21 protein-coding genes and 2 pseudogenes are annotated in these 25,881 nt (G+C 64.8%); 18 read left to right on the top strand and 5 right to left on the bottom strand.

What is annotated here, in order from left to right:
* The first annotated feature begins 14 nt into the window (after window positions 1–14).
* Entirely contained in the window at window positions 15–1,928 is a 1,914-nt protein-coding gene (locus LK409_RS20930) for a beta-ketoacyl-ACP synthase III (RefSeq protein ID WP_010927295.1), read from the top strand.
* Entirely contained in the window at window positions 1,925–2,806 is an 882-nt protein-coding gene (locus tag LK409_RS20935) for a DUF6999 family protein (protein ID WP_010927296.1), read from the top strand. Before LK409_RS20930 ends, LK409_RS20935 begins: the two co-directional genes overlap by 4 nt.
* Before the next feature lie 6 nt (window positions 2,807–2,812).
* On the opposite strand, the gene LK409_RS20940 is transcribed toward LK409_RS20935, so the two are convergent.
* Window positions 2,813–4,150 (bottom strand): APC family permease, encoded by a 1,338-nt coding sequence (locus LK409_RS20940; protein WP_010927297.1) that lies wholly within the window; start codon window positions 4,148–4,150, stop codon window positions 2,813–2,815.
* Window positions 4,147–4,992, bottom strand: a complete 846-nt coding sequence (locus LK409_RS20945; RefSeq protein WP_003807015.1) for a methyltransferase domain-containing protein — start codon at window positions 4,990–4,992, stop codon at window positions 4,147–4,149. The genes LK409_RS20940 and LK409_RS20945 overlap by 4 nt, the downstream gene beginning before the upstream one ends.
* Window positions 4,993–5,320: 328 nt before the next feature.
* Between LK409_RS20945 and LK409_RS20950 the strand changes: the two genes are divergently transcribed.
* From LK409_RS20950 to clsB, 7 genes and pseudogenes are all read left to right on the top strand, one after another.
* On the top strand, window positions 5,321–6,949 hold the full coding sequence (locus LK409_RS20950) for a GMC family oxidoreductase (RefSeq protein ID WP_010927298.1): 1,629 nt from the start codon (window positions 5,321–5,323) through the stop codon (window positions 6,947–6,949).
* Between the two features lie 126 nt (window positions 6,950–7,075).
* On the top strand, window positions 7,076–8,362 hold the full coding sequence (locus LK409_RS20955; protein ID WP_003807020.1) for a putative Na+/H+ antiporter: 1,287 nt from the start codon (window positions 7,076–7,078) through the stop codon (window positions 8,360–8,362).
* Window positions 8,363–8,535: 173 nt separating this feature from the next.
* A pseudogene (locus LK409_RS20960) lies at window positions 8,536–8,840 on the top strand (FmdB family zinc ribbon protein).
* On the top strand, window positions 8,841–9,506 hold the full coding sequence (locus LK409_RS20965; RefSeq protein ID WP_003807035.1) for a DUF502 domain-containing protein: 666 nt from the start codon (window positions 8,841–8,843) through the stop codon (window positions 9,504–9,506).
* Between the two features lie 40 nt (window positions 9,507–9,546).
* A complete protein-coding gene (gene aspS, locus LK409_RS20970; RefSeq protein WP_003807038.1) occupies window positions 9,547–11,337 on the top strand; it encodes an aspartate--tRNA ligase in 1,791 nt (596 codons plus the stop codon).
* Window positions 11,338–11,449: 112 nt separating this feature from the next.
* Complete coding sequence (locus LK409_RS20975) at window positions 11,450–12,310, top strand: endonuclease/exonuclease/phosphatase family protein (RefSeq protein WP_003807040.1); 861 nt, start codon at window positions 11,450–11,452, stop codon at window positions 12,308–12,310.
* On the top strand, window positions 12,307–13,518 hold the full coding sequence (gene clsB / locus LK409_RS20980) for a cardiolipin synthase ClsB (RefSeq protein ID WP_041937071.1): 1,212 nt from the start codon (window positions 12,307–12,309) through the stop codon (window positions 13,516–13,518). Before LK409_RS20975 ends, clsB begins: the two co-directional genes overlap by 4 nt.
* Here the strand turns inward: clsB and LK409_RS20985 are convergent, their stop codons facing one another.
* From LK409_RS20985 to LK409_RS20995, 3 genes and pseudogenes are all read right to left on the bottom strand, one after another.
* Window positions 13,519–14,403, bottom strand: coding sequence for a DMT family transporter (locus tag LK409_RS20985; RefSeq protein ID WP_003807047.1), 885 nt, complete (start codon window positions 14,401–14,403; stop codon window positions 13,519–13,521).
* Window positions 14,404–14,418: 15 nt separating this feature from the next.
* Window positions 14,419–15,791: pseudogene (locus LK409_RS20990) on the bottom strand (MFS transporter).
* Window positions 15,792–15,841: 50 nt separating this feature from the next.
* A complete protein-coding gene (locus tag LK409_RS20995) occupies window positions 15,842–16,411 on the bottom strand; it encodes an SRPBCC family protein (RefSeq protein ID WP_010927301.1) in 570 nt (189 codons plus the stop codon).
* Between the two features lie 273 nt (window positions 16,412–16,684).
* Here LK409_RS20995 and LK409_RS21000 point away from each other — a divergent pair, with 273 nt between their 5' ends.
* From LK409_RS21000 to LK409_RS21040, 9 genes are all read left to right on the top strand, one after another.
* The gene (locus tag LK409_RS21000; protein WP_003807052.1) at window positions 16,685–17,662 is read left to right on the top strand and encodes an NAD-dependent epimerase/dehydratase family protein; all 978 of its coding nucleotides are present in this window, start codon (window positions 16,685–16,687) and stop codon (window positions 17,660–17,662) included.
* Window positions 17,659–18,819, top strand: coding sequence for a DegT/DnrJ/EryC1/StrS family aminotransferase (locus LK409_RS21005; RefSeq protein ID WP_010927302.1), 1,161 nt, complete (start codon window positions 17,659–17,661; stop codon window positions 18,817–18,819). Before LK409_RS21000 ends, LK409_RS21005 begins: the two co-directional genes overlap by 4 nt.
* A gap of 120 nt (window positions 18,820–18,939) precedes the next feature.
* Window positions 18,940–20,814: an asparagine synthase (glutamine-hydrolyzing) gene (gene asnB / locus LK409_RS21010; RefSeq protein WP_010927303.1), complete on the top strand. Its 1,875-nt coding sequence runs from the start codon at window positions 18,940–18,942 to the stop codon at window positions 20,812–20,814.
* A 132-nt stretch (window positions 20,815–20,946) separates the two neighbouring features.
* Window positions 20,947–21,885 carry a methionyl-tRNA formyltransferase gene (locus LK409_RS21015; RefSeq protein WP_003807059.1) on the top strand — a complete coding sequence of 313 codons (939 nt, stop codon included), beginning with the start codon at window positions 20,947–20,949 and terminating at the stop codon, window positions 21,883–21,885.
* Window positions 21,886–21,908: 23 nt separating this feature from the next.
* Window positions 21,909–22,670 (top strand): polysaccharide deacetylase family protein, encoded by a 762-nt coding sequence (locus LK409_RS21020; protein ID WP_226376454.1) that lies wholly within the window; start codon window positions 21,909–21,911, stop codon window positions 22,668–22,670.
* A complete protein-coding gene (locus LK409_RS21025) occupies window positions 22,667–23,386 on the top strand; it encodes a polysaccharide deacetylase WbmS family protein (RefSeq protein WP_003807062.1) in 720 nt (239 codons plus the stop codon). The genes LK409_RS21020 and LK409_RS21025 overlap by 4 nt, the downstream gene beginning before the upstream one ends.
* Window positions 23,383–24,312: a methionyl-tRNA formyltransferase gene (locus LK409_RS21030; protein ID WP_003807064.1), complete on the top strand. Its 930-nt coding sequence runs from the start codon at window positions 23,383–23,385 to the stop codon at window positions 24,310–24,312. The genes LK409_RS21025 and LK409_RS21030 overlap by 4 nt, the downstream gene beginning before the upstream one ends.
* A gap of 22 nt (window positions 24,313–24,334) precedes the next feature.
* Window positions 24,335–25,159, top strand: a complete 825-nt coding sequence (locus LK409_RS21035; protein WP_003807066.1) for a methionyl-tRNA formyltransferase — start codon at window positions 24,335–24,337, stop codon at window positions 25,157–25,159.
* A complete protein-coding gene (locus LK409_RS21040) occupies window positions 25,156–25,875 on the top strand; it encodes a WbqC family protein (protein WP_010927305.1) in 720 nt (239 codons plus the stop codon). The genes LK409_RS21035 and LK409_RS21040 overlap by 4 nt, the downstream gene beginning before the upstream one ends.
* Window positions 25,876–25,881 lie beyond the last annotated feature (6 nt).

Here is a 25,881-nt window from a genome sequence, read left to right on the forward strand (position 1 = left end):
CACCAGAATCCGTCATGCCCGTTGCCTTTGATCGCGTCTATCTGCACAGCGCCGGTTATTTCCTGCCCGGCGAGCCGGTCGATAACGATGCGATGGACCAGTACATCGCGCCGCTGAACCGTATTTCCGGCCGCATCAAGAACCGCATCCTGGCCGAGAACGGCATCAGGCAGCGCTACTACGCGATCGACCCGGAGGGCCGCACGCGCTGGAGCAATGCGCAGCTGGCCGCGCAGGCCATCCAGGCCTGCCTGGCGCGCGGCGACGCCGACCTGTCGCAGGTCTCGCTGCTGGCCAGCGGCTCGTCGGGCGGCGATACGCTCATGCCCGGATTCGCCAACATGATCCAGGGCGAACTGTCCGCCGCGCCGCTCGAGACCCTGTCCGTGCACGGCATCTGCGCGGCCGGCGTGGGCGCCATCCAGGCGGCTGCGCAGGGTATCGAGCTGGGCGCGCACCGGCGCGCGCTGGCGGTGGCCAGCGAGCTGCCTTCGCGCCTGTTCAAGCGTTCGCGCTTCGCGGCGCCGGGCTACGACGCCGACTTCGACGCGCATTTCCTGCGCTGGATGCTGTCCGATGGCGCGGGCGCCATGCTGCTGGGCGATGCGTCCCAGCCGTTGGCCGGCGCCGCCAACGGCGTGCGGCTGCGCCTCAAATGGATACACCAGCGCTCGTTCTCGGGCGACTATCCGGTGTGCATGCAACTGGGACAGTCCGCCGGCGGGCAGGCGCATCTGGACTATGGCTCGTGGTCCGAGGCCGAGGCGGCCGGCGCGCTGCTGCTGCGCCAGGATATCCGCCTGCTGCCGCACCTGTTCGATATCGGCATCCACGAATACGCCAAGCTGGTGCATGACGGCTGGGTCGATCCGCGCCAGGTCAGCCATTTCCTGTGCCATTACTCGTCCGAGAAGTTCATCCCGGTGGTCGAGGGCCTGATGGACAAGGCCGGCCTGGCCATCGCGCGCGAGCGCTGGTTCAGCAACCTGGCGTGGCGCGGCAACACCGGCGCGGCTTCCATTCTCATCATGCTGGCGGAGTTCCTGCAGACGCGTACCGTGCAGCCTGGCGAACAGATCTTCTGCTATATCCCCGAATCGGGCCGCTTCATGGCCGCCTACATGCTGCTGCAGGCCGAAGGGCCCGACGAGACCGCGCAGCCGGCGCGCGCGCGCGCCGTGCCGGCCGCCGCGCCGGCCGGCGAGGCCGATTTCATCGCGCCGCCGCACGACCCGGCCCATGCGCCGCAGGGGCTGGAGCCGCTGCTGGGCGAGCTGGCCGCCATCTGGCACGACTATCGTTCGCGCGTGTGGCGCACGCCGGTGATCCGGCACCTGCGCCAGGGGCGCTTCGCGGCGTCCGATTACCTGAACTGGATGGAAAACTGGGTGCCGCAGGTGCGCGAGGGCAGCAAGTGGATGCGCGAAGCGGCCGCCTCGCTCTCGGAGACCTACCAGCCGCTGGCCGCGCTGATCGGCACGCACGCCGGCGAAGAACAGGACGATTTCAAGATCCTGTTCCAGGACTACCGCAACGCCGGCGGCGCCGTCGAGGACATCGACGCCCTGCGCCGCAATTCCGGCGGCGAGGCGCTCAATGCCTATCTGCATGCGCTGGCCGCCACGCGCGACCCCATCGGCCTGCTGGGCGCCATCTACGTCATAGAAGGCACCGGGCAGCGCATCGTGCCGGCGCTGCTGCCGTTGCTGAAGGCTGCCCTGGCATTGCCGCCCGATGCGTTTCGCTTTCTCGAGTACCACGGCCACAACGACGAGAATCACCTGGCGCGCTGGCTGCTGGCCGTGGAGCTGGCGCTCGATTGCGACGACAGCGGCCGCGCCCGCCAGCAGATCGTCGACACCGCGCGCCGCACCGCCGCGCTATACCTGATGCAATTCCAGCATGTCATGGAGGAGCGCACCGCATGAGCCGCCCCGAACCCGATTGCCTGAGCCAGCCGCACGATCCGGCCGACCCCGACCCCTGGCGCGCGCTGTACCTGGATCGCAGCACGCTGCTGCCCGATCCGGTCAAGCAGGCCTGGCTGGCCGACTCCAGCAGCGCTTCGCGCCAGTACCTGCTGCCCTTCCTGCGGCCGCTGGCGCGCGCCTTCATCATCCTGATCCAGGTGGTCAAGACCTTCCTGCCGCGCCGCTGGTCGCATTCGCGCCTGTTGCATCGCATCCTGGCGTGGGGGCTGGAGCACTTCGTCTCGCCGCAGGCCAACTGGCTCATCCTGCGGCATTTCCACCTGGGGGCGCAAATCCTGGCGTTCATCGCGCGCAATGCGCCGGTGCAGGTCGAGACCACGCCGCTGGAGCCAGCCCGCATCGCCGACCTGCGCGACGAACTGTTCGTCAAGCATGACCTCAATCTGTTCAATTTCGTGATCCGCCTGAACCAGGCGCTGCGCGATGCCGGCCAGACCATGCACGCGCCCGAGCAGGTCGATTATTCGATGATCCGCGACCCAGGCCTGCGGCTGGAGGACATGCCGCAACGGCGACGCAATTTCCTGGACCTGCAAAGCGCCATCGAGCTGTTCACGCCGTTGTATCAGCTCATGCTGACCGACAACGATTTCTGGCGCGCCGCGAATTCGCTGCAGCTCGACGAGACGATCGGCATTTATGCCGCGCAGCTGCTGGGCGCGCCGCAGCACCTGATACTGGTCAACAACAAGCACCCGCTGGTGCCGATGTCGACGTTGCGCGCGGGCTACCGGCTGGTGCTGCATGGCCTGTCCACCGAGATGCTGCACAGCCTGCTGATGCAGATGAAGCAGCAGCAGGCCGAGCAGGCATAGCGTTCGTCACGCGGACCGCGGCGCCGCGCGCAGCAGCCGCAGCGCGGGCAAGCCCGCCGCCAGCACGGCCAGGCCCAGCAGGGCGCCGACGCCCGCATAACGGGCGCTGGACCAGACCAGTCCGGCACAGGTCAGGCCCAGCAGCAGCGGCGGCAGCGGGTAGAGCGGCACGCGAAATGGCCGCGGCCGGTGCGGGTCGAGGCGGCGCAGCCGCCAGACCGAGGCGGCCACCAGCAGCATGAACAGCCAGAACACCGGCGCCGTGTAGGCCACCAGCGTCTGCACGCCATCGTGCGCGTAGGCGCCATAGCCCAGCAGCACCAGCGTGATGGCGCCTTGCGCCAGCAGCGCCGAGGTCGGGGTCTGGCCGCGCATGCTCCAGCCGGCCAGCGGCCGCAGGCGCGGTACGTCCTGCCCCAGCGCGCTATAGACGCGCGCGCCCGTCAGGATGGTGCCGTTGATGGTCGACAGCGCCGTGACGCAGACCAGCAGGCTCAGCACGATCGCCGCATACGGACCCGCGGCCAGCGCCATCAGCGTGGCGGCCACCGCCCGCGTCTCGCGCAGGCCTTGCAGGCCGAAGATCTGCAGCAGCGCCAGATTGGTCAGCAGATAGGCGCCGGCGACCACGGCGGTGCCGATCAGCAGCACCTTGGCCATGTTGCGCCGGGCCTCGCGCAGTTCGCCGCTGAGGTAGGCGGCTTCGTTCCAGCCGCCATAGGTCAGCAGCACGAACACCAGCCCCATGCCCAGCAGGCCCAGCGTGCTGCCGGCCAGCGGCTCGACCGGCGCCGGCGGGGCGGGGGGCGCGGACAGGCCGGTGGCCACCACTGCCGCCAGCGCTGCCAGCGTCAGGACGGTGAAGACGAGCTGTATGCGCTTGCTGGGCTGGGTGCCCATGATATTGAGCAGCGTCAGGGCAATGACGGCGATGGCGGCGTGCAGGGCCACGCCGTGCGTGCCCAGCGGCGCCAGCTCCTGGGCGTATTCGCCATAGATGAACGCCACCACGGCGATCGCGCCGGTCTGGATGACCGTGCAGCGCGCCCACGCGAACAGCAAGGCTACGCGCGGCCCCCACGCGTGGCGCAGGTAGAGGTATTCGCCGCCGGCGCCGGGATAGGCCGAGCCCAGCTCGGCATAGCACAGGGCTCCCATCAGCATGACCGCCGCGCCGCCCAGCCAGAGCGCCAGGTAGACGCTCTCGGACTGCGCATGCTGGGCAACCAGCGGCGGGAAGCCGAAGATACCGATGCCGATGACCACGCCCACCAGCACGGCTACCGCGTCCAGCACCGACAGGCCGCGGGCCTGGGCCATGCCGCTCTCGGCGGCGCGCGTCATGGCGCGCGACGCGTGGCGCGCCAGCCGGATTCGTTGCCCGGGGCTTGCACGGCTGTCATACGGTCTCCCTGTATGCGGCCCACGTAGGTGCGCGGCCCGGACCCGGCGTCCACCGTGAAGCGCAGGTCGGTGCCGCGCAGGGCGGCCTCGGCCACGCCCAGCCGCTCGCCCTGGCGCTGCGCGCTGGCGGTCACTTTCTGGAAATCCTGCCGCACGCTGAGGGTAAAGGGGCCGGCCGGGTCTTCGACCTGCCAGTCTCCCGCCGCGTGCGCGGGTACGACCCACAGATACAGGGAGCGGCCATCGACCAGCTCGTAGCGATCGCTGTCCCATTCGCCCATTGTGAAGGCGTGCGAAACCACACGGGTTCCCGGCGCCAGCGAATTGAGTATGCGCGGGCGCAGTTTCAGGTTCACGTCCGGCAGCAGGTACATCGTCAGCACCGTGGCCTTGGAGATGTCGGTGTCGAACAAGTCCTGCTGCACGAACGTCACGCGGTCGGCCAGCCCGGCCTTCCTGGCGTTGGCGCGCGCTTCGGCGATGCGCTCGGGGTCGATGTCCACGCCCATGGCGCTGCGCGCGCCCCGGTCGCGCACCGCGGCGATGGCGATGCGCCCATCACCCGATCCGAGGTCGATGACCGTGTCCTGCGCTGTCACATCGGCCATCTCCAGCATCCGCGCCACCGCGTCGTCGGGGGTGGGCACATAGGGCACATCCAGCTTTACCGGTGGCGGTTGCTGGGTCCAGGCCGGCTGGGCCAACGCCAGCGCGGGCGTGGCAAGCAAGGCAAGCAGCATGCGCCTTTTTGGTGCATGCGTGGGGGCGACGAGGGTGCGCATGGGATTCTCCCGGGTAGGGGCGCCCGCCGAATCCTCCGTGCAGCGGACCCGCTGGCGCGTTGCTGACAGAAACCTGAATTTAATGGAGTTCCTGTCATCACGAAAGGTTCCATTTTTTTCCGCGCATGGACGCTTTCGGTTCGGTCGCCCGCCAGGGAAGCGCTCCGCATTGCATGGACGAGGGGCGCCGCGGCGGGCTGGACGCATGGACCGCGACATCTTGCCGGTAGTTGGGAATTGCGGCGCGGCGCGCTTGGCAAGGGTGCCATGCCGGACCACAATACGGCGCAGCGCCGCACACCGAATGCGGCCTCAAGGAGACAAATCCATGTGCGCCACCGCCGTCGATACCGGCATGGAGTTCGACTACATCATCGTGGGCGCCGGCTCGGCCGGCTGCGTGCTGGCCAAGCGCCTGTCGGCCGATCCATCCGTGCGCGTGCTGTTGCTGGAAGCCGGCGGCGCCGATTCCTGGCACTGGATCCACATCCCGGTCGGCTACCTGTATTGCATCGGCAACCCGCGCACCGACTGGTGCTATCGCACCCAGGCCGATCCGGGCCTGAACGGGCACAGCCTGGGCTACCCGCGCGGCCGCGTGCTGGGCGGCAGCTCCTCCATCAACGGCATGATCTACATGCGCGGCCAGCGCGCCGACTACGACGGCTGGGCGGCGCAGGGCAACCCGGGCTGGGGGTGGGACGACGTGCTGCCGCTGTTCAAGGCCAGCGAGGACCACCATGGCGGCGCCAGCGCGTTTCATGGCGCGGGGGGCGAATGGCGGGTCGAGCGGCAGCGCCTGTCGTGGAAGTTGCTCGACGCGTTCCGTGCGGCGGCCGCGCAGGCCGGCATCGCCTCGATCGACGACTTCAACCAGGGCGACAACGAGGGTTGCGACTATTTCGAGGTCAACCAGCGCAGCGGCGTGCGCTGGAACACCGCCAAGGGTTTTCTGCGGCCGGCCATGGACCGCGGCAACCTGAAGGTCCTGACCGGCGCGCGGGTGGCGCGCGTGGTGTTCCAGAACCGCCGCGCGGTAGGGGTGCGCTTCCTGGCCGAGGGCGGCGGCGAACAGTATGCCCAGGCGCGCGGCGAGGTGGTACTGGCCGCCGGCGCCATCGGGTCGGCGCAGTTGCTGCAGGTATCCGGCGTGGGGCCGGCGGCGCTGCTGCAGGCGCGCGGGGTGCCCGTGCTGCATGACCTGCCCGGCGTGGGCGCAAACCTGCAGGACCACCTGCAGCTGCGCCTGATCTACCGGGTGCAGGGCGCTCGCACCTTGAACGGGGTGGCGGGAACCCTGTGGGGCAAGGCATGGATGGGCCTGCAATACGCCGTGCAGCGGCGCGGCCCGCTCAGCATGGCGCCGTCGCAGCTGGGTGCGTTCGCCCGCTCGGGCCCCGAGCAGTCGCGCGCCAATCTCGAGTACCACGTCCAGCCACTGTCGCTGGAGAAGTTCGGCGACCCGTTGCATGATTTTCCCGCCTTCACCGCGTCGGTGTGCAATCTGCGTCCGACCAGCCGGGGCCACGTGCGTATCGTCTCGCCCGATCCGGGCGAGCATCCCGAGATCCTCTGCAACTATCTTTCCACCGAGGCCGACCGCAAAGTCGCCGCCGACAGCATCCGCCTGACCCGGCGCATCGTGGCTCAGCCCGCGCTGGCGCGCTACCAGCCGCAAGAGTACAAGCCCGGCGCGCAATGGCAGAGCGAGGAAGACCTGCAGCGGCTGGCCGGCGAGATCGGCACGACCATTTTCCATCCAGTGGGAACCTGCAGAATGGGCGACGACGCGCAGGCGGTGGTGGATGCCGCGTTGCGCGTGCATGGCCTGCAGGGCCTGCGGGTGATCGACGCATCCATCATGCCGACCATCACCTCGGGCAATACCAACTCGCCGACCATCATGATCGCGGAAAAAGGCGCCCAGCTGCTGCGCGAAGCCCGCCGGCAAACATGAAGGCCGCCGCATCGGGTGTATTCACGGGTTCGCCGCGGCGCGTGGCTGCGTTATATTCCGACACTTGTTTAACACGTGCAGCATGCCGAGGCCTGGCGCCCCGCGCAGCGCCTTCGACAGAGCCCCATGCCCCACGCTATTGAAATCGTGGCCACGCTGTTGTTCAGCGTGGCGGTACTACACACGTTTTCCGTTCCCTTCTTTGCCCGTCTGGCTCACCGCAACGGGCCGCATGCCGGCGTATGGCACCTGCTTTCCGAGGTCGAGGCCGTCTTTGGCGTATGGGCGTTCGTACTGATCGCCTGTATGGCGCTGATGGCCGGCACCGATCGCGCAGTCCAGTACATGGATACGCGCAACTTCACCGAGCCGCTGTTCGTCTTCGCGATCATGGTGGTGGCGTCCAGCCGGCCCATCCTGGAGCTGGTGGGCAGCCTGGTGCGGCTGCTGGCTGCCATGGTGCCGGTACGGCGCGAGCTGGCCACCTTCTTCATCGTCATGTCGATCGTGCCGCTGGGCGGCTCGTTCATCACCGAGCCGGCGGCCATGACGCTGGCCGCCATCCTGCTGCGCGACGGCTACTTCCGCTGCAGCGGCCGCGCCGGCTTCAAGTACATGACGCTGGGCGTGCTGTTCGTCAACGTGTCCATCGGCGGCGTGCTGACCTCCTACGCGGCGCCTCCGGTGCTGATGGTGGCCGCGACCTTCGGCTGGGATACTGCCTACATGGCGACCCATTTCGGCTGGCGCGCCGCCGTCGCGGTCTGCCTGAACGCCGCCGTGCTGACCATGCTGTGCCGCCAGGCCCTGCTGGAGGGCGCGGTGGGCACCGGCGCCGGCGTCAATGCGTCCGACGACGCGGCCGAGAAGCGGCCGCCCGTGCCGGCGCCGGTGACGCTGATGCATCTGGCCTTCCTGGTGGGGATCGTCCTCACCGCGCATCATCCCGCTGTGTTCCTGGGCATGCTGATGATGTTCATCGGTTTCGCGCACGCCTACCAGCGGCATCAGAGCCGGCTGATGATCAGGGAAGGCCTGATGGTCGGTTTCTTCCTGGCCGGCCTGGTCGTGCTGGGCGGCTTGCAAAAATGGTGGTTGCAGGATCTGCTGGGCGGGCTGGAACCCACGGTGCTGTTCTGGGGCGCGACCGCGCTGACGGCCATCACCGACAATGCCGCGCTGACTTACCTGGGCTCGTTGGTCGAAGGAACCAGCGAGGCCTGGCGCTACATGCTCGTGGCCGGCGCGGTCACCGGCGGCGGCCTGACGGTGATCGCCAACGCGCCCAATCCGGCCGGTTTCGCCATCCTCGGGAAGTACTTCCCGGACGGCAGCATATCGTCCGGGCGTCTGTTCATCGCGGCGCTGGTACCGACGCTGGTGGCCGCTGCCATGTTCATGTTGCCGGTATGAGACAGGGCAGGGCCGCGCCGCCGCCAGGCGGCCCGGCGGCCTTTCCTTGAAAAACCGCTAAAATTCAAGACTTTCCCGTATTTCGCCGGCCCAGCCGCCGTGCCGCCCGGACCTTCCCGGCCAGGCACAGAGGTGGAATTCCACGCGCCGGTTCGCCTGGGAGTTTTCGTTAAATGCCCATTTATGCATATAAATGAAATGCAGCGCGTGCGGCCATGCCGAGGACGTGCTGCAAAAGATCTCCGATGCGCCGCTGGCGGACTGTCCCGCCTGCGGCCAAAGCACGTATTCCAAGCAGGTGACGGCCGCCGGCTTCCAGCTCAAGGGCTCGGGCTGGTACGTCACCGATTTTCGCAACAACAACGGAGCGGGCAAACCGGCCGCTGGCCAATCCGCCGCGCCGGCAGCCAGCGGCGGCGATGCCGGCAGCGCGCCCGCCACGCCCGCACCCGCGGCGCCGGCAGCCACCTCCACCTGATTGCGGCACAGCGTCATGCGCGTGTTCAAGAAGTACTTCATCACCGGCTTGCTGATCTGGGTGCCCCTGGCCATCACGGTATGGGTGCTGGGCCTGCTCGTCGCGACGCTGGAGGGGTTCGTTCCCGGCTTCTTGTCATCGCAGTCGTTGTTTGGCGTGGATATCCCCGGGTTCCGCTTCGTCCTCGTCATCACCGTGGTGCTGCTGACGGGCGTGTTTGCCGCCAACCTGCTCGGGCGCAGCCTGCTGGAGCACTGGGAGCGCATCCTGGGGCGCATTCCGCTGGTGCGCTCGATCTACAACTCGGTCAAGCAGGTCAGCGATACCGTGCTGGCGCCCAATGGCCGGGCGTTTCGCCAGGCCGTGCTGATCCAGTACCCGCGCGCCGGCTCGTGGACCATCGCCTTCCTGACCGGCACGCCCAGCGGCGAGGTGGCCTCGTACCTTCCCGGCGAACACCTCAGCGTCTACGTGCCCACCACGCCCAACCCGACGTCCGGCTTTTTCCTGATGATGCCGCGCGACCAGGTCATCGATCTGCAGATGAGCGTCGACGCGGCCCTGAAGTACATCGTTTCCATGGGGGTCGTGGCGCCGGCGGATCGCCGGCCCGTATCCCCGCCCACGACGCCTGGTGCGCCCCTGGCGCCGGGCGCCGAACCGTAACCTTTTACGCTTACACAGCCTATACACGGAGTTATCCCGCATGCGTACCTGCTACACCGGCCAGGTTTGCCGTGACCATCTCGGCCAGACTGTCACCCTGTACGGCTGGGTGAACCGCCGCCGCGACCACGGCGGGGTCATCTTCATCGACCTGCGCGATCGCACGGGCCTGGCGCAAATCGTGTTCGACCCCGACAACGCCGAGGCCTTCGGCACGGCCGAGCGCCTGCGCAACGAGTTCTGCATCAGCATCACCGGCCTGGTGCGCCTGCGCCCCGAAGGCACGGCCAACGCCGAACTGGCCTCGGGCGAGGTCGAAGTGCTGTGCCAGCAGGTCGAGATCCTCAACGCGTCGGTGACGCCGCCGTTCCAGCTGGATGACGACAATCTGTCGGAAACCACCCGGCTGACCCATCGCGTGCTGGACCTGCGCCGCCCGCAGATGCAGCACAACCTGATGCTGCGCTACCGCGTCTCGATCGAAGTGCGCAAATACCTCGACCAGCTCGGCTTCATCGACATCGAAACGCCGATGCTGACCAAGAGCACGCCCGAAGGCGCGCGCGACTACCTGGTGCCGTCGCGGGTCAACGCCGGCTATTTCTTTGCCTTGCCGCAATCGCCGCAGCTGTTCAAGCAGATGCTGATGGTCTCGGGTTTCGACCGTTACTACCAGATCACCAAGTGCTTCCGCGACGAAGACCTGCGCGCCGACCGCCAGCCCGAATTCACCCAGATCGATTGCGAGACTTCGTTCCTGAACGAAGTCGAGATCCGTGAAATCTTCGAAGGCATGATCCGCCATGTATTCAAGGTGGTGCAGGACGTGGACCTGCCCACGCCGTTCCCCATCATGAGCTGGACGGAGGCCATGCAGCGCTATGGCTCGGACAAGCCCGACCTGCGCGTCAACCTGGAATTCACCGACATGACCGACGTCATGCGCGACGTGGATTTCAAGGTGTTCGCCTCGGCCGCCACCACCGCGGGCAGCCGCGTCGTGGCGCTGCGCGTGCAGGGCGGCGGCGAGATGTCGCGCAGCGAGATCGACGCCTACACGCAATTCGTCGGCATCTACGGCGCCAAGGGCCTGGCCTACATCAAGGTCAACGACGTGGCCAAGGGCCGCGAGGGCCTGCAGTCGCCCATCGTCAAGAACCTGCACGATGCCGCGCTGGCCGAACTGGTCAAGCGCACCGGCGCGCAGAACGGCGACATCATCTTCTTCGGCGCGGATCGCGCCAAGGTGGTCAACGACGCCATCGGCGCGCTGCGCGTGAAGATCGGCCACAGCGAATTCGGCAAGAAGGCCGGCCTGTTCAGCGGCGGCTGGAAGCCGTTGTGGGTCGTCGACTTCCCCATGTTCGAGTACGACGAGGAGGAAAACCGCTATACCGCCGCGCACCACCCATTCACCAGCCCGAAGGACGGTCACGAGGACTTCCTCGAAAGCGATCCGGGCAAGGCCGTCGCCAAGGCCTACGACATGGTGCTCAACGGCTGGGAAATCGGCGGCGGCTCGGTGCGTATCCACCGCGAGGAAGTGCAGAGCAAGGTATTCCGCGCTCTCAAGATCGACGCCGAGGAGGCGCGCGAGAAGTTCGGTTTCCTGCTGGACGCGCTGCAGTATGGCGCGCCGCCGCATGGCGGCATCGCGTTCGGCCTGGACCGCATCATCACCATGATGGCCGGCGCCGAATCCATCCGCGACGTGATCGCCTTCCCCAAGACCCAGCGTGCGCAGTGCCTGTTGACCGGCGCGCCGTCGGAAGTCGACGAGAAGCAATTGCGCGAGCTGCATATCCGCTTGCGCAACGTCGAAGTGAAATGAAGTAAGCTGGCGAAGCGCCGACGCCATGGGCGGCGGCGCCGCCAGCGGCCGGAATCGGGCAGGCCGGGCAACGGCGTGGCTTTGCCCGTTTCGATAACGCGCCATACCTCCTATGTCGCTTATTCGCGTAGTCAGCTACAACATCCACAAAGGCCGCTCGGCCCTGGGCCGGCGCGAGTCCCTCAACGATCTGCGCCTGGGCCTGTATGGCCTGCGTCCGGACCTGGTCTTCCTGCAGGAGGTCCAGGGACGCAACGAGGTATCCTCGGTCCTGCACGCCCAGCACGAATCGCTGGCCGCCGCACTGCGCCTGCAGGCGGCCTATGGCCGCAATGCCATCCGTACCGGCACCGATCACGGCAATGCCTTGCTGTCGCGCTTTGACATCCTCGATCACGAGAACCAGGACATCTCCGACCATCGTCTGGAGCAACGCGGCCTGCTGCACGCGCGCATCGACGTCGGCGGCACCGAGGTGCACTGCTTCGTCGTGCACCTGGGCTTGTTCGCCGGCAGTCGTGGCCGCCAGATCCAGGCCCTGACCGACCGCATCCGGCAATCGGTCCCGGACGGCGCGCCGCTGCTGATCGCGGGCGACTTCAACGATTGGGGCGACCGCCTGGCGCCGATGTTCGTGCAGCAGCTGGGCCTGTACGAAGTGTTTTCGCACGCGCCGCGCTCGCACGGCGGCGACCTGCCGCGTCTGCGCGACTCGGTCAGGCGCTTGGGCAACGTACTGCGCGGCGTGCCCAACAGCGTGGCGGTGCTCGAACGCAACAACCAGCTGGGCATGGGCGGCGCCTATTGTCCCCTGCCGCCGCCGCGGACTTTCCCGGCGGTGTTCCCGTGGTTCCGCCTGGATCGCATCTACCAACGCGGCTTCGCGGTGCGCAGCGCCCGCGTCCTGCGCGGGCGCGAGTGGGCGCGCCTGTCGGATCATTCGCCGCTGCTGGCCGAGCTCGAATTGCCGTGAAGGGCCAGATCGTCAGGTTGCACTGGACCGATGGCAATGCCATCCGCCTGCTGCAAAACGGCGGCGATTTCTTTCCCGCGCTATGCGAGGCCATCGACGCGGCGCGCCTGTCGGTGCATCTGGAGACCTACATCTTCCTGCTCGACCGCACCGGGCGGCAGGTGCTCGAATGCCTGGAGAGCGCTGCCCGCCGCGGCGTCAAGGTGCGCGTGGTGCTCGACGGTTTCGGCAGCGCCGGCACGGCCGAGGCGATACGCCTGCGCATCACCCAGGCCGGCGGCCAGTGCCGCATCTTCCGGCCCGAGCCCCGCTGGCTGGGCCACCTGGCGTTCTCGCGCAGCCGCTTGCGCCGCCTGCACCGCAAGGTGGCCGTGGTCGACGCCGAACTGGCGTTCGTCGGCGGCATCAATATCGTCGACGACTACGACGACCTCGACCCCGGCGACGACATCCCCGCGCCGCGCTTCGACTTCGCCGTAGCGGTGCAGGGCCCCCTGGTGCCGCACATACTCTATGCCCAGGACCTGTTGTGGGTACGGTTGAACTGGGCCCGCCTGCACCGCCACCCAGGGGACTGGCACCGCATGCGCCTGTTCAAGCCGGTGCACGCCGACGCCTCGCCGGCCGGCAAGCTGCGCGCGGCATTGCTGCTGCGCGACAACCTGCGCTTTCGGCAGACCTTCGAGCAAGCCTACCTTTATGGCATCCAGCATGCGCGCCGCGACATCCTGATCGCCAACGCCTATTTCTTCCCCGGGCATCAATTCCGCAAGAGCCTCATGCAGGCCGCCGCGCGTGGCGTGCGCGTGCGGCTGCTGCTGCAGGGCAAGCCCGAATACCGCATGCAGTACTTCGCCACGCGCGCGCTGTACGACCGGCTGCTGCGCGGCGGCATCGAGATCTACGAATACATGCCGGGCTACCTGCACGCCAAGGTCGCCGTCATCGACAACATGGCTACCGTCGGCTCGTCCAATCTCGACCCCTTCAGCCTGCTGCTGGCCCGCGAAGCGAACGTGGTCGTCGACGACCAGCCCTTCGCCTGGGACCTGCAGGAACGCCTGGAGCGCGCCATCGCCCTGGGCGGCCAGTTCATCCGGCCCCTGGACTACCAGCGGCGCGGCTGGCTGCGGCGATGTATCGACGTCGCGGCCTACACCATGCTGCGCATCGGCGTGGCGTTGACCGGGCGCGCGGGGCGGTACTGACTAATTGGCCGCCGCGGCGCGCCGGGCGCCCACCAGGCCCAGCGCCAGCGCGGTGCCGGCCAGGATCACGCCGGCGCCGGCCAGGATGCGCGGCGTCACCGCTTCGTCCAGGAACCACACGCCCCACAGCACGCCGAACACCGGCACCAGGAATGTCACGCTGACCGCGGCCGTCGGGCCGACACGGGCGATCAGGCGGAAGAACACGATATAGGCCGCGCCGGTGCAGACGATCGCCAGCAGCACCGTGGCGCGCCACGCCTCGAACGACACCGCCTGTTCGGGCCAGTGGATGATCGCCAGGGGCGCCAGTACCAGCGAGGCGGCTACCATGCTGCCCGTTGCATTGGTCAGCGCGTCCACGTGGCCGAGATAGCGCTTGGTCCAGTTGGCCGCCATGCCGTAGAACACCGGCGCACTGATGGCGGCCAGCACGGCCGGCCCCGTGCCACCGTCATGGAAATCCAGCTTGTCCCATACCAGTACGACAATGCCTGACATGCTGATCAGCAGGCCCAGGGCGCGCATGCGCGGCAGGCGGTCCCCCAGCCACAGCCAGCCGATCACCGCGCCCCACACCGGCGTGACCGCATTGGCCACCGACAGAAAGCCCGCGCCCAGCGACTGGGCCGCATAGGCATACAGCAGGAAGGGCAGCGCCGAATTCAACGTGCCCACCACCAATATCGCCTTCCAGTGCCGCGCGATCAACGCCGGCTTGCCGCGCCACAGGACCAGCGGCAGCAGGAACAGCGCGGCCAGCCCCACGCGCAGCTCCATCAGGGCGGCGGGTCCGAACTCCGGCACCGCCACGCGCATGAACAGGAACGATCCGCCCCATACGGCGGCCAGCGCCAGCAAGTCCACCAGATCACGACGCGGCATGAGCTCAGTTCCAGGTCAGGCGGCGGGCGTGGCCGCGACGTTCTTCATTTTCACGCGGTGCGCCACCACGGCGCTAAACAGCGACAGCAGCACACAGAGAATCAGGCCGGCACGCACCCCATCGAGCACCGAGCTGTGCGAAATCGCGATACCCACCAAAGCCGTGCCGGCCGCGCTGCCCATGGCGCGGGTGGTCTGCACCAGCGCCGAGGCCACCCCCACGTCACGCCGTTCGCTGAGCATCTGCATGAACAGCGTCAGGTTCGGCAGCAGGAATCCCAGCGCCGTGCCATTGACGAAGAATGCCGCCACGATCCACCAGGCCGACGTCCCGGCGCTCACGGCCAGCATCATGGCGGAACCGGCCGCCAGCAGGCAGCTGCCGAACACCATCAGGCGCTGCGGCTCGGTCTGCCTGGGAAACAGGCGGCCATTGATGATGCTGCCGAACGAAATCGCCGCCACCAGCGGCGTCAGCAGCAGTCCCGCCTCGCTCGGCGAGTAATCCAGCTCGTGCTGCAGCAGCAGCGGACTGTAGAAAATCAGGATGAACATCGTCGCGCCCACCGCCACCGCGGCCAGGTTCAGCAGCCGGGGTTCGAGGCCGGCCAGCACGCGCAGGGGGAAAATAGGGGAACGTACGCGGCGCTCGATAGGCACCAGCAGCGCCACCGCGGCGATTCCGGCTACCGCCAGCGCCACGCGCGGATGGGCGCCATCGCCAGGCGCGAAAGCCAGTTCGATGGCCGCCAGCGGTGCGCCCACCACCACGATCAGCAACAGGCCGCCCACCCAGTCGATGCGGCGGCTGGCCGTCTGCGCCGGCCGGATGCGGGGGAAATAGCGCGCCAGCCCAGCGCCTGGGTGGCCGCGCCGCCCAGCACGGGGCCTATCCCGCTGGCCATCGCGAACGTCGCCGACACCAGCGCCATCCAGCGCACCCGCTGGCCGGCGTCGGGAAACAGGTCCGCCGGGGCGGCGAATGCCGTCGCGATCATCATGCCCCCGCCTATGCCCTGCAGGGTCCGGAACGCGATCAGCTGCGGCATGCTCTGCGCCAGGCCGCAGGCGATCGAGCCCAGCGCCACCAGCGACACCGACACCAGCATCAGGGGTTTGCGGCCGTACATATCGCCCAGCCGGCCGAAAATCAGGATCGAGGCGGCGGTCGCCAGCAGATAGGCCGTGCCGACCCACGCGTACAACGCCATCCCGTTGAGCGCGGCCGCCACGCGTGGCAGCGTGGTCGTGACAATGGTCGAGTCGAACGCCACCAGCACCACGGTGGCGGACACGCCCGCCATCGCTCGTAACAAATCGCGCCGAGAATGGAGGGATTCTTGAGTTGTCGTCGTAATTTCTGGGTCTTGGGTAGGCGGTGCGCTCATGCTCTCAAGCATAGCACCGCCAACCTAGGGAAAACACCGATTCTTGCTACCTATTTGAAGAAGGTGTGGTATCCCAGAATCACCAGCACCACGCACAGCGCAACCGCCCAGGACCAGCGCGAATTGGTCAGGCCGCGCGGTTCGGGCTCCGGCGGCGGCGGTGGCGGCGCCAGGCGGGGCTGGCCGGCCATATGGTCGATGAACGCGGCGAAGAACTTCTCCACGATCTTGTTGCCGGCCTTCATGATGGTCGATTCGCCCAGCTCGGCCAGCTTGCCGCCGGCCATGGCCGCCACCGTATAGCTCAGGCGCGTCCCGTCGTCCTTGGGGCTCAGGTTGACCTGGGCGGTACCGATAGCCAGGCCGCTGGCCAGCCCCTTGCCTTCAAAGGCAACGGTACAGGAATGGGGAGGATCCAGATCGCAAAGCAGGATCTCGCCCTGGTAATCAGTCTCCAGGCCGGCCACCTTGGCGCGCACCACCAGTTCGTACTCGGTGGGCGTGCGCCGCTCCACCTTGATGCAGCCTGGCAGGCATTTTTGCAATACGTCCGGGTCCTGCAACGCATCCCAGGTCTGGTGCGGGGTGGAAGGAATCCATTGGGCATCGGCAATGCGCATGGCAGTCTCCTTATCCGGCTTTGTAAGGATATTGTCTGCTCGTTGCAGAGTGTTGTCACGCGTTCCGGACAGGGCGGCCAGCGCCGGAAACGCCATTAAGTATGTATTGAGTATTGTTATCAGGTAATAAAACGTTGCTGTATACAATCCGCCGGCCTTGAACGTCCGGCGACCGCTTACGGATGGAGAAACTTAAGTGCGTGGCGCCAAAGGGCAAATCAGGGGTGTGGGTAAAATCTACGATTCTTCTTTGGCAATCAAAGGCATATCTATATGAAGCTCGAGGGCGCAAAAATCCTGGTCATTGGCGGGGCCGGGTTTATCGGCAGCTTCGTCGTGGCAGAACTGCTCAAGCATCCGGTGGCGGAAGTCGTTATTTATGACAACTTTGCGCGCGGCAAGCAGAGCAATATCGACGAATATCTCAGCGACCCTCGCTGCCGCATTTACCCCAATGGCGGCGACATCCGCGATATCGATTTGCTCAACGACGCGATGCAAGGCATGGACGGCGTCGTCCACCTGGCCGCGATGTGGTTGCTGCACTGCAAGGATTTCCCGCGCACGGCATTCCACGTCAACATCGAGGGCACCTTCAATGTGCTCGAAGCGTGTGTGCGCAACAACGTGAAGCGACTGGTGTACTCGTCCTCCGCCTCCGTCTACGGCGACGCGGTGGAGGTGCCGATGACCGAGGAGCATCCGTTCAACAACCGCAATTTCTATGGCGCCAGCAAGATCGCCGGCGAGGCCATGTGCCACGCCTTTCACGACCGCTATGGCCTGAGCTATGTGGGGTTGCGCTACATGAACGTGTATGGTCCGCACCAGGATCAGACAGCGGCATACACCGGCGTGATTCCCATCATGCTCAACAAGATCGACGCCAACGAGGCGCCGGTTATCAATGGCGACGGCACCCAGGCCTATGATTTCGTCTACGTCGAAGACGTTGCTCGCTGCAACGTGCTGGCACTGACGTCCGAGGCGACCGACCAGTTCTATAACGTCGGCACCGGCGTACAGACGTCGATCAAGGAACTGTGCGACACAATTCTCGACATGAAGGATTCCGGCTTGCAGGTCCAGTATCGTCCCTATAGCGAAGACGATGCGCGCCGCATGGTACAGAACCGCATCGGTTGCCCCGTCAAGGCCAGCCGCGACCTGGGCTTCACGTACCAGTATGCCTTGACCGAAGGGCTGCAGAAACTGATCGACTGGCGTGCCAAGAATGGAGCGCAGTCGTGAGCGGCGCCGCGGCGAAACGCAGCATTGCAATCTCTTTGCCCATGACGGGCGAAGAGGAGTGGCAGGCGGTACGCGAACCCCTGATGAGCGGGTGGCTGACGCAGGGCCCCAAGGTGGCGGCTTTCGAGAAGGCATTCGCGCAACGGCACGAGGTCGCCCATGCGCTGGCCGTGACCTCTTGCACGACGGGCCTGCATCTGGCGTTGGCCGGATTGGGCATCGGGCCAGGCGACGAGGTCATCGTGCCCTCGTTCACCTGGGTCGCCACGGCCAACGCGATACTGTATTGCGGCGGCACGCCGGTGTTGGTAGACGTCGACCGGGAAACCTTCAACATCGACATCGCCCAGGTGGCGGGCAAGGTCACTCCACGCACGCGTGCGGTGATTGCGGTGCACCTGTTCGGCCTGTGCGCCGACATCGACGCCTTGCGGGCGGCGTTGCCGGCGTCGGTGGCCATCGTCGAAGATGCCGCCTGTGCCGCTGGCGCCAGCTGGAATGGCCGGCCGGCCGGCAGCCTGGGAGAGGTGGGGGTCTTCTCGTTCCACCCGCGCAAATCGGTCACGACCGGCGAGGGGGGCATGGTCACCACGAATGACCCCGAGCTGGCCGAGCGTATGAACCAGATGCGCAATCATGGCGCCAGCATTTCCGAAGAGCAGCGGCACCACGGCCCGCGCCCGTGGATCCTGGCGGATTTCGATCTGCTGGGCTACAACTACCGGATGACCGATCTCCAGGGGGCTGTGGGCCAGGTCCAACTCGCCAAGCTGGACGGTTTCATCGACGAGCGCGCCCGCTGGGCGCAGTTCTATCGAGAACAACTGGGTGATCTGAAGTGGCTGCGCCTGCCGGCGGAGCCGGCCGGCGCGCGACATGGTTGGCAGTCGTTCGTGACGTGGGTGGATCCGGCGCATGCGCCCATGCCGCGCAACGACATGATGCAACGACTGCAGGAGCAGGGCATCGCGACGCGGCCGGGCACCCACGCGGTGCACATGCTGGGCTACTACCGGGAACAATACGGCTATCGCCCCGAGGATTTTCCCGCCGCGCGGGATTGCAACGATTGCACAATGGCAATCCCCCTGCACAACCGCATGACGGAGGATGACTATCGTTATGTGGTGGCGGCGATTCGGGCATTCGGCGGCTGATTCCCTGGTGGGTACGGCATTTTCACCGGCTGCCGCTGAAGACGCGGTCCATACCGTCAGGGCGCCGGGGCCGTCTTCGGACACGATGAAGCATTTGAACGCTCTGACGATTGGATAACTATGTGTGGCGTTGCCGGTTTGATCCATCTAGACGGTGCCGCGGTCGACCCCGCGGTACTGCAGGGCATGACCGATGCCATCGCGCATCGCGGGCCGGATGGAGAAGGCCATTGGATTGACGGCAATGTCGGCCTCGGCCACCGGAGACTGGCGATCATTGACCTTTCGCCGGCCGGCCATCAGCCCATGATTTCGGCCGATTCGCGCTATGTACTGAGCTACAACGGCGAGATCTACAACTTTCGCGAGTTGCGGGCCGAGCTTGAAACCGCAGGATATCGGTTCAAGTCGCGTACCGACAGCGAAGTCCTGCTGTATGCCGTCATTGCCTGGGGCTTGAAAGCGCTGAAGCGCTTCAATGGCATGTTCGCGTTTGCGCTGTGGGATTGCCATGAGCGGCGGTTGATACTGGCGCGCGATCGCTACGGGATCAAACCACTGTATTACGCCGAGCAGGGTGGGACGCTGGCGTTCGGTTCAGAGCAAAAAGCCATACTGGCTTTGCCGGGATTTCGCCGCAAGCTGGACAAGGCCGCGCTGCTTGAATATTTTACGTTCCAGAATATCTTTACCAGCAAGGTGTTGTTGGAGGATATTCAGATATTGCCAGCCGGCCATTACGCGATCGTAGAGCCGGATCGTTGCGCGTCGATTTCCCTCACCCAGTATTGGGATTTTTGTTTCCGGGAGCCGGACGTCGCCGCCACAGACCAGGAATATCGCGAGGAGTTGGATCGGCTGTTTGTCCAGGCCGTGAAGCGGCAGCTCGTCACGGATGTCGAGCTTGGGAGCTACCTGAGCGGCGGCATGGATTCGGGCTCCATTGCCGCCGTGGCGGCCGCTGAACATCCCTACATAAAGACCTTTACCTGTGGCTTTGACCTGAACTCCGCCTCTGGTATCGAACTGGGCTTCGACGAGCGCAGCAAAGCCGAGTACATGTCATATTGCTTCAAGACGGAGCATTATGAAATGGTCCTGAAGGCCGGCGATATGGAGCGTATCCTGCCGCATGTCGCCTGCCATCTGGAAGAGCCGCGGGTCGGTCAAAGTTATCCCAATTTCTTCGCCGCCAAGCTGGCATCCAGATTCGTCAAGGTAGTGCTGTCCGGCGCGGGCGGAGATGAGCTTTTCGCAGGCTATCCCTGGCGCTACTATCGCGCAGTCGTTAATGACGATTTCGAGCATTACGTCGACAAATACTACAACTTTTGGCAGCGGTTGCTGCCAAACAGTGAATTGAAGCGTGTGTTCGCTCCGATTGCCGGCGAAGTCGAACATGTATGGACGCGCGATATTTTTCGCAATGTGTTCCGGCACCATGCTGACCAGCTGTATCGGCCCGAGGATTACATCAATCATTCGCTGTATTTCGAGGCGAAAACCTTCCTGCATGGCCTGCTGGTCGTCGAAGACAAGCTGAGCATGGCGCACGGCCTGGAAACGCGCGTGCCCTTCCTTGACAACGACTTGGTGGAGTTCGCGATGCGATGTCCGATTCGCCTGAAGCTGAACAATCTGGCCGAAGTCGTCAAGATCAACGAGAACGAAACCGGCAACAAGGTAAGGAAGTTTTTTGAAAAGAACCGGGACGGCAAGACCATCCTGCGCGAGGTCATGAATCATCGCTTGCCGGCCGACATTTCCAAGGCGGAGAAGCAGGGGTTTTCGGCGCCGGACGCCAGCTGGTTCAAGGGGGAAAGCCTGGAGTTCGTCAGGCGCAAATTGCTTGATGGCCATTCCCCTCTGTATGAAATCATGGATGCGGCGACGGTGCGTGAACTCGTCAATGAACATCTTGGCGGCATACGGAATCGCCGTCTGCTCATCTGGTCTTTGCTGAGCGTAGATGCATGGATGCGGCAGACATTCTGATTGCGGATTTTCCCGAGTACAGCACCGTGAGTTATAGCGAATGCCACAATCCTGGAAATCAACGCAATCTGGTCGTCCAGCGCCTGGCGTATTCGAACGAAGCCGATCTGGTGAGCGGGTAGGAGTCAAGGTATGGGACGAATAGCGTTGTTCGGGAGCACCGACATTACGGTCGCCGTAGCGGAGGCCATCCTGCGCGCAGGTCACGCGATTGCATCGATCACGCATGTTCCCAGGCCGTTCGAGATCTCGTATAGCGACAAGCCCGTCGCCATTTCGCGCCAGGCCGACGTGGCTCAGTGGTGCGTGGCGCACGCGATCCCGGCAATCGAATATGCTGGCGTCGACAAGTCGGTGGAGCATTTCCGGAACAATCCGGCTGATCTCTGCGTGGTCGCCGGCTGGTATCACATGTTGCCGAGCCGCCTGCGCGACCTGTTTCGCCTGGGGGCAGTGGGCCTGCACGCTTCGCGCTTGCCGGAACTGCGTGGTGGTGCGCCGTTGAACTGGGCGATCCTGGCGGGATTCGAGCGAACGGCAGTGACCCTGTTTGCGTTGGGAGATGGTGTTGACGATGGGCCGGTCTATGGTCAGGAAGCCATTGACGTCGGACCGAACGACTATATCGGCGAGTTGGTGGCACGTTGCAATGCGGCGAGTGTCGTCCTGGTCGAGCGTTGCATAAGCGGCATTTTGGACGGTTCGCTTGTCCCCGCTGTACAGGATGGTGTTGCCAGTTATGGTGCCCAGCGTTCGCCCGAAGATGGCGTCATCGACTGGGCTGCGCCGGCTGCCGGGATAGCGCGGCTGGTGCGGGCGGTCAGTCGCCCCTATCCGGGTGCGTCCACTTGGTTGGATGGACGCCTGGTACGGATCTGGCGAGCCGGCGAGTACCGGGCTGCGGCCGTGTACGGCGCGCCGGGCCAGATCCTGTGCTTGCCTGGCGGCCAAGTGGTCGTGGCAACCGGAAAGGGCGCAATCGAGATCGAGGAAGCCGAGGATGATGGCGGCCAGAGCGTCATGGTCGCGCTGCGGCGATCGTCGCATCGGCGGTTTCGGTCTCAGTCATGACAGGCACTCGGGAAGGAGCGGCGGTGGAAACGGATAGCGCCCTGAAATACCACTACAGCGATTTCACCCGTGAGGCGTACCGCAGCTTGCTGCGCACGGCGCGAGCTTCCTATGTTTTCCGGTCCTACGATACGTTCGATCCGCAAGAGCGTTTCGTACTGTGGCGCCATGACCTGGATTTCTCCGTACATGCCGCCAGCGCGCTTGCGGAAATAGAGGCGCAGGAGCAGGTCTCCAGTACTTACTTCCTGTTGCTGCACAGCGATTTCTACAACCTGCTGGAGCGCGACGTTTCCCGGAAGGTGGAGCGGATCCTCGCCCTGGGGCATCGCATCGGTTTGCATTTCGATTGCGGCTATTACGGCATCTCGTCGGTTGCGCAACTAGAGGACATGCTGGCCATGGAGGCCAGGTTGCTCGAACGTGTTTTCGGCCAGCGAATCGACGTTTTCTCGTTTCACAATCCCGATGCATGGATGCTGCAGCAGCGCGAGGTCCGCTATGCAGGCTTGCTCAATACCTATTCGGAATTCTTCAGGGACCAGGTGGGCTATTGTTCCGATTCCAATGGCTACTGGCGCCATCGGCGACTCGCCGATGTACTGGAACAGGCGGCCGATCACAGCCTGCAAGTCCTGACGCATCCCGGTTGGTGGGTAGATGAGCCGATGAGTCCACGCGACCGCATCGCCAGGTGCGCCGAGGGGCGTGCGGCAGCGACCATGCGCAAGTACGATGAGGACCTGGCCTGCTTCGGCCGCGACAACATCGGAAAGTCCACATGAAGTTCGCACGGATCTCCGACATCGACCCTGGGTCTCCCGAAACATGGCGCGGGAAGGTGTTTCTTTCGTTCGATATCGACTGGGCCGAGGATTTTGTCTTGCTCGACACTCTCGAACTGATCGAGCGGGCTGGTGTGCCGGCGACATGGTTCGCGACGCACCAGACGGCGCTGCTTGAACGTATCGAGCGTCATCCAGGGTTCGAGCTGGGGATACATCCCAATTTCAACAACCTGCTGTCCGCCGGTTCCGCGCAGAGCGCGGAGCAAGTGCTGGATGCCGCGTTGGCGCTCGCGCCAGGCTGTCGTTCCGTGCGATCCCATTCGCTGACGCAAAGCACGCGCCTTTTGGCGTTGTTCGCCGATCGCGGTCTGGGCCACGAATGCAACGCCCTGATTCCCTGGGATGCAGGCATTCCCTTGAGGCCTTGGCGACATTGGGACGGAACGACCGTGCGGGTCCCCCATTGCTGGGAGGATGATATTGCCTGTCTCGCGGGCTGGCCGCTGGAGGGGGACGCGTTCTATTGGTATGACCCTGATGGCTTGAATGTCCTGGACTTCCACCCGATTCACGTCTATCTCAATACTGAAACACTGGAGCGCTACGAGGCCAGCCGGCCGGTGCATCGGGACAGCGCAGCCTTGCCGGCCATGAGGCATGGCGGGCAAGGCGTGCGTACGTTCCTGGAAAAAATATTGGTGGGTGCCCGATGAAGTTCGTTGCCATTGGCCGGCATGAAATCCTGCTGCGCACGATCGAGATGCTGGTCGATGCCGGACACGAACTGGCAGGCGTGTTGACGGCAGCCCCCGCGCCCGAATACCGGGCCGATGTCGATGATTTTCGGTCGCTTGCTGCGCGCAAGGGCGTACCGTGTCATGTGTCGAATCGCTATGGGCCGGAAATGGTGGCGGCATTGGCAGGCCTGGGGGCGGAGATCGCCGTGAGCTACAACTTCCCCACGGTCATCGGTCATGCTGCGATCGATAGCTTCCCACGCGGAATTCTCAACGCACACGGTGGCGATTTGCCCAGGTATCGCGGCAATGCCTGCCAGGCATGGGCGTTGATCCAGGGCGAACCCGCAATAGGTCTATGCGTGCACTACATGGTGGCTGACGAACTGGACAGTGGCGATGTGATCGCTAAGGCGATGCTGGATGTGGATCATCACACCACGATCGGTACGGTGGCGCAGTGGATGGAGCAGGCGACGCCGCCGTTGTTCGTCGCGGCGCTGGAAAGGCTGCGGCATGATCCGAGCTATGTGCTGTATCGCCAATGCGACGATGGCAGGCCGGCATTGCGATGCTATCCGCGCCAGCCGTCGGACGGACGTATCGATTGGACCAAGCCTGCCATCGATGTTGTGCGTCACATCAATGCCAGCGGTCATCCTTATGCCGGTGCGTTCTTTTATTTCGAGTCCAATGCCTATCGCGTCGATGAGGCCCAGTGGATAGACGGCGGAGCATACCTGGCGGTGCCGGGCCAGGTGGCTGGCCGGAACCCGGACGGCAGCGTCGATGTGGCTTGCGGGGGCGGCGGATTGTGTCGTCTGGCGCGAATCGCCGACTCGGCGGGTCACTGGGACCAGCCGGTGAACCATATAAAGAGCATGCGTGCTCGGCTCGCCTAGGCAGTTCAGGGAGTAAATACAGATGACGACGCAGGTTTCGAAGCCAAGGCTGGCTTTGTTCGTCGACAACGTGGGCGCGGCCGAGCTGTGGCCAGCCATCGGCACCCTGGCGCCCGTATGCGCCCTGGTCGCCGCCGGCATCCGTCCGCAATATATAGAGTCCCTGAGCGCGCTGGCGGACGAAATGGGATGCTCCTTGCTGATCCAGCCGCGACATGATGCTCCGACCTATGCCGGTTTCGTACAGCAACTTGCGCAGACGGCGCCCACCCGCATCCTCGTGCACTCATACTCGATGATTCTGCGGCCGGACGTTCTGAGCCTGGTCGACTACGACGCGCTGAATATTCATGCTGCGCTGCTGCCGCGTAACCGTGGGCCCAACCCGGTGCAATGGGCCCTGATCCATGATGAAGCCGAAACCGGCGTCACGCTGCATTATCTGGACGACGGCCTGGACACGGGGGATATCGTCGCTCAGGAGCGGATCGGAATCAGCGATGCCGATACCTGGGTCACGCTGTCGAAGCGGTTGCGTCAAGCAACGGGTCGACTCATCGAGCGGAATATGGCGGCCTTGCTTGACGGCAGATTGCCGCGCACGCCCCAGGCGCAGCGGGAGGCAACGAAGAACAGCCGCCTGACGGCGGAATCGCCACGCCTGGACCCGTACGGAATGAGCGACCGGGAGCTGTTCAATTGGGTGCGCGCTCAGGTAGATCCGCTTGGAGGAGGCTATGTGGAGCATGCGGGCGGAGAGCGCTTGCATGTCCGGGAGTATGTAGCGCTTCGGGACATCCCCGCACTGCGGCGCCGGCTGTGTGCCTGGCTGGAGGAGGTGCGATGAGCCGGAGCGATGCGCGCATTTGCGCAATACATCAGCCGAACTTCTTTCCATGGCTCGGCTATTTTGACAAAATCGTCCGCGCCGACATATTCGTGCTGCTTGACGATGTCCAGTATCAGAAAACAGGTGGAAACTGGACCAATCGAGTGCAGATGATGATCGGCCAGGGCCCCAAGTGGGTAACTGCTCCGGTGGACAGGTCGTATAGCGGTGTGCGTCAGATTCGCGAAATACGTTTCAGCCCGGTCGAGCGGGAATGGCGCGAAAAACTGTGTAGCACTATCACGGCAAGCTATGGGAGGGCAGCATACTTCAGAGAGGTCTATCCGTTTATCGAGCCGATAATCATGAATGACAGCGACTTCCTGTCGGATTACAACTCGCATGCCATTGCCGCTTTATGTGATTATCTTGAAATCGAAAGTAGTAAACTGGTTCGTAGTTCGCAGTTCAATTTGCAGAATAACGCCACTGATCTCTTGATTGATATCACGAAAGCAGTTGGTGCCGTTCGTTATTTGTGTGGCGGGGGTGCTCAAGGATATCAAGAGGACGAAAAGTTTCCGCGGCACGGGATTCAATTGATATACCAGAATTTTTGTCACCCAATCTATACGCAAGCGAATGATGCTCCTTTTCAGCCAGGCCTATCAATCGTGGACGCTCTCATGCACTGCGGCCGTCGTGGCGTAATTGAATTATTGAACCGTAAGTGAGCGTGC

The organism is Bordetella parapertussis, from assembly GCF_020735925.1.
GTDB classification, from domain to species: Bacteria; Pseudomonadota; Gammaproteobacteria; order Burkholderiales; family Burkholderiaceae_B; genus Bordetella; species Bordetella pertussis.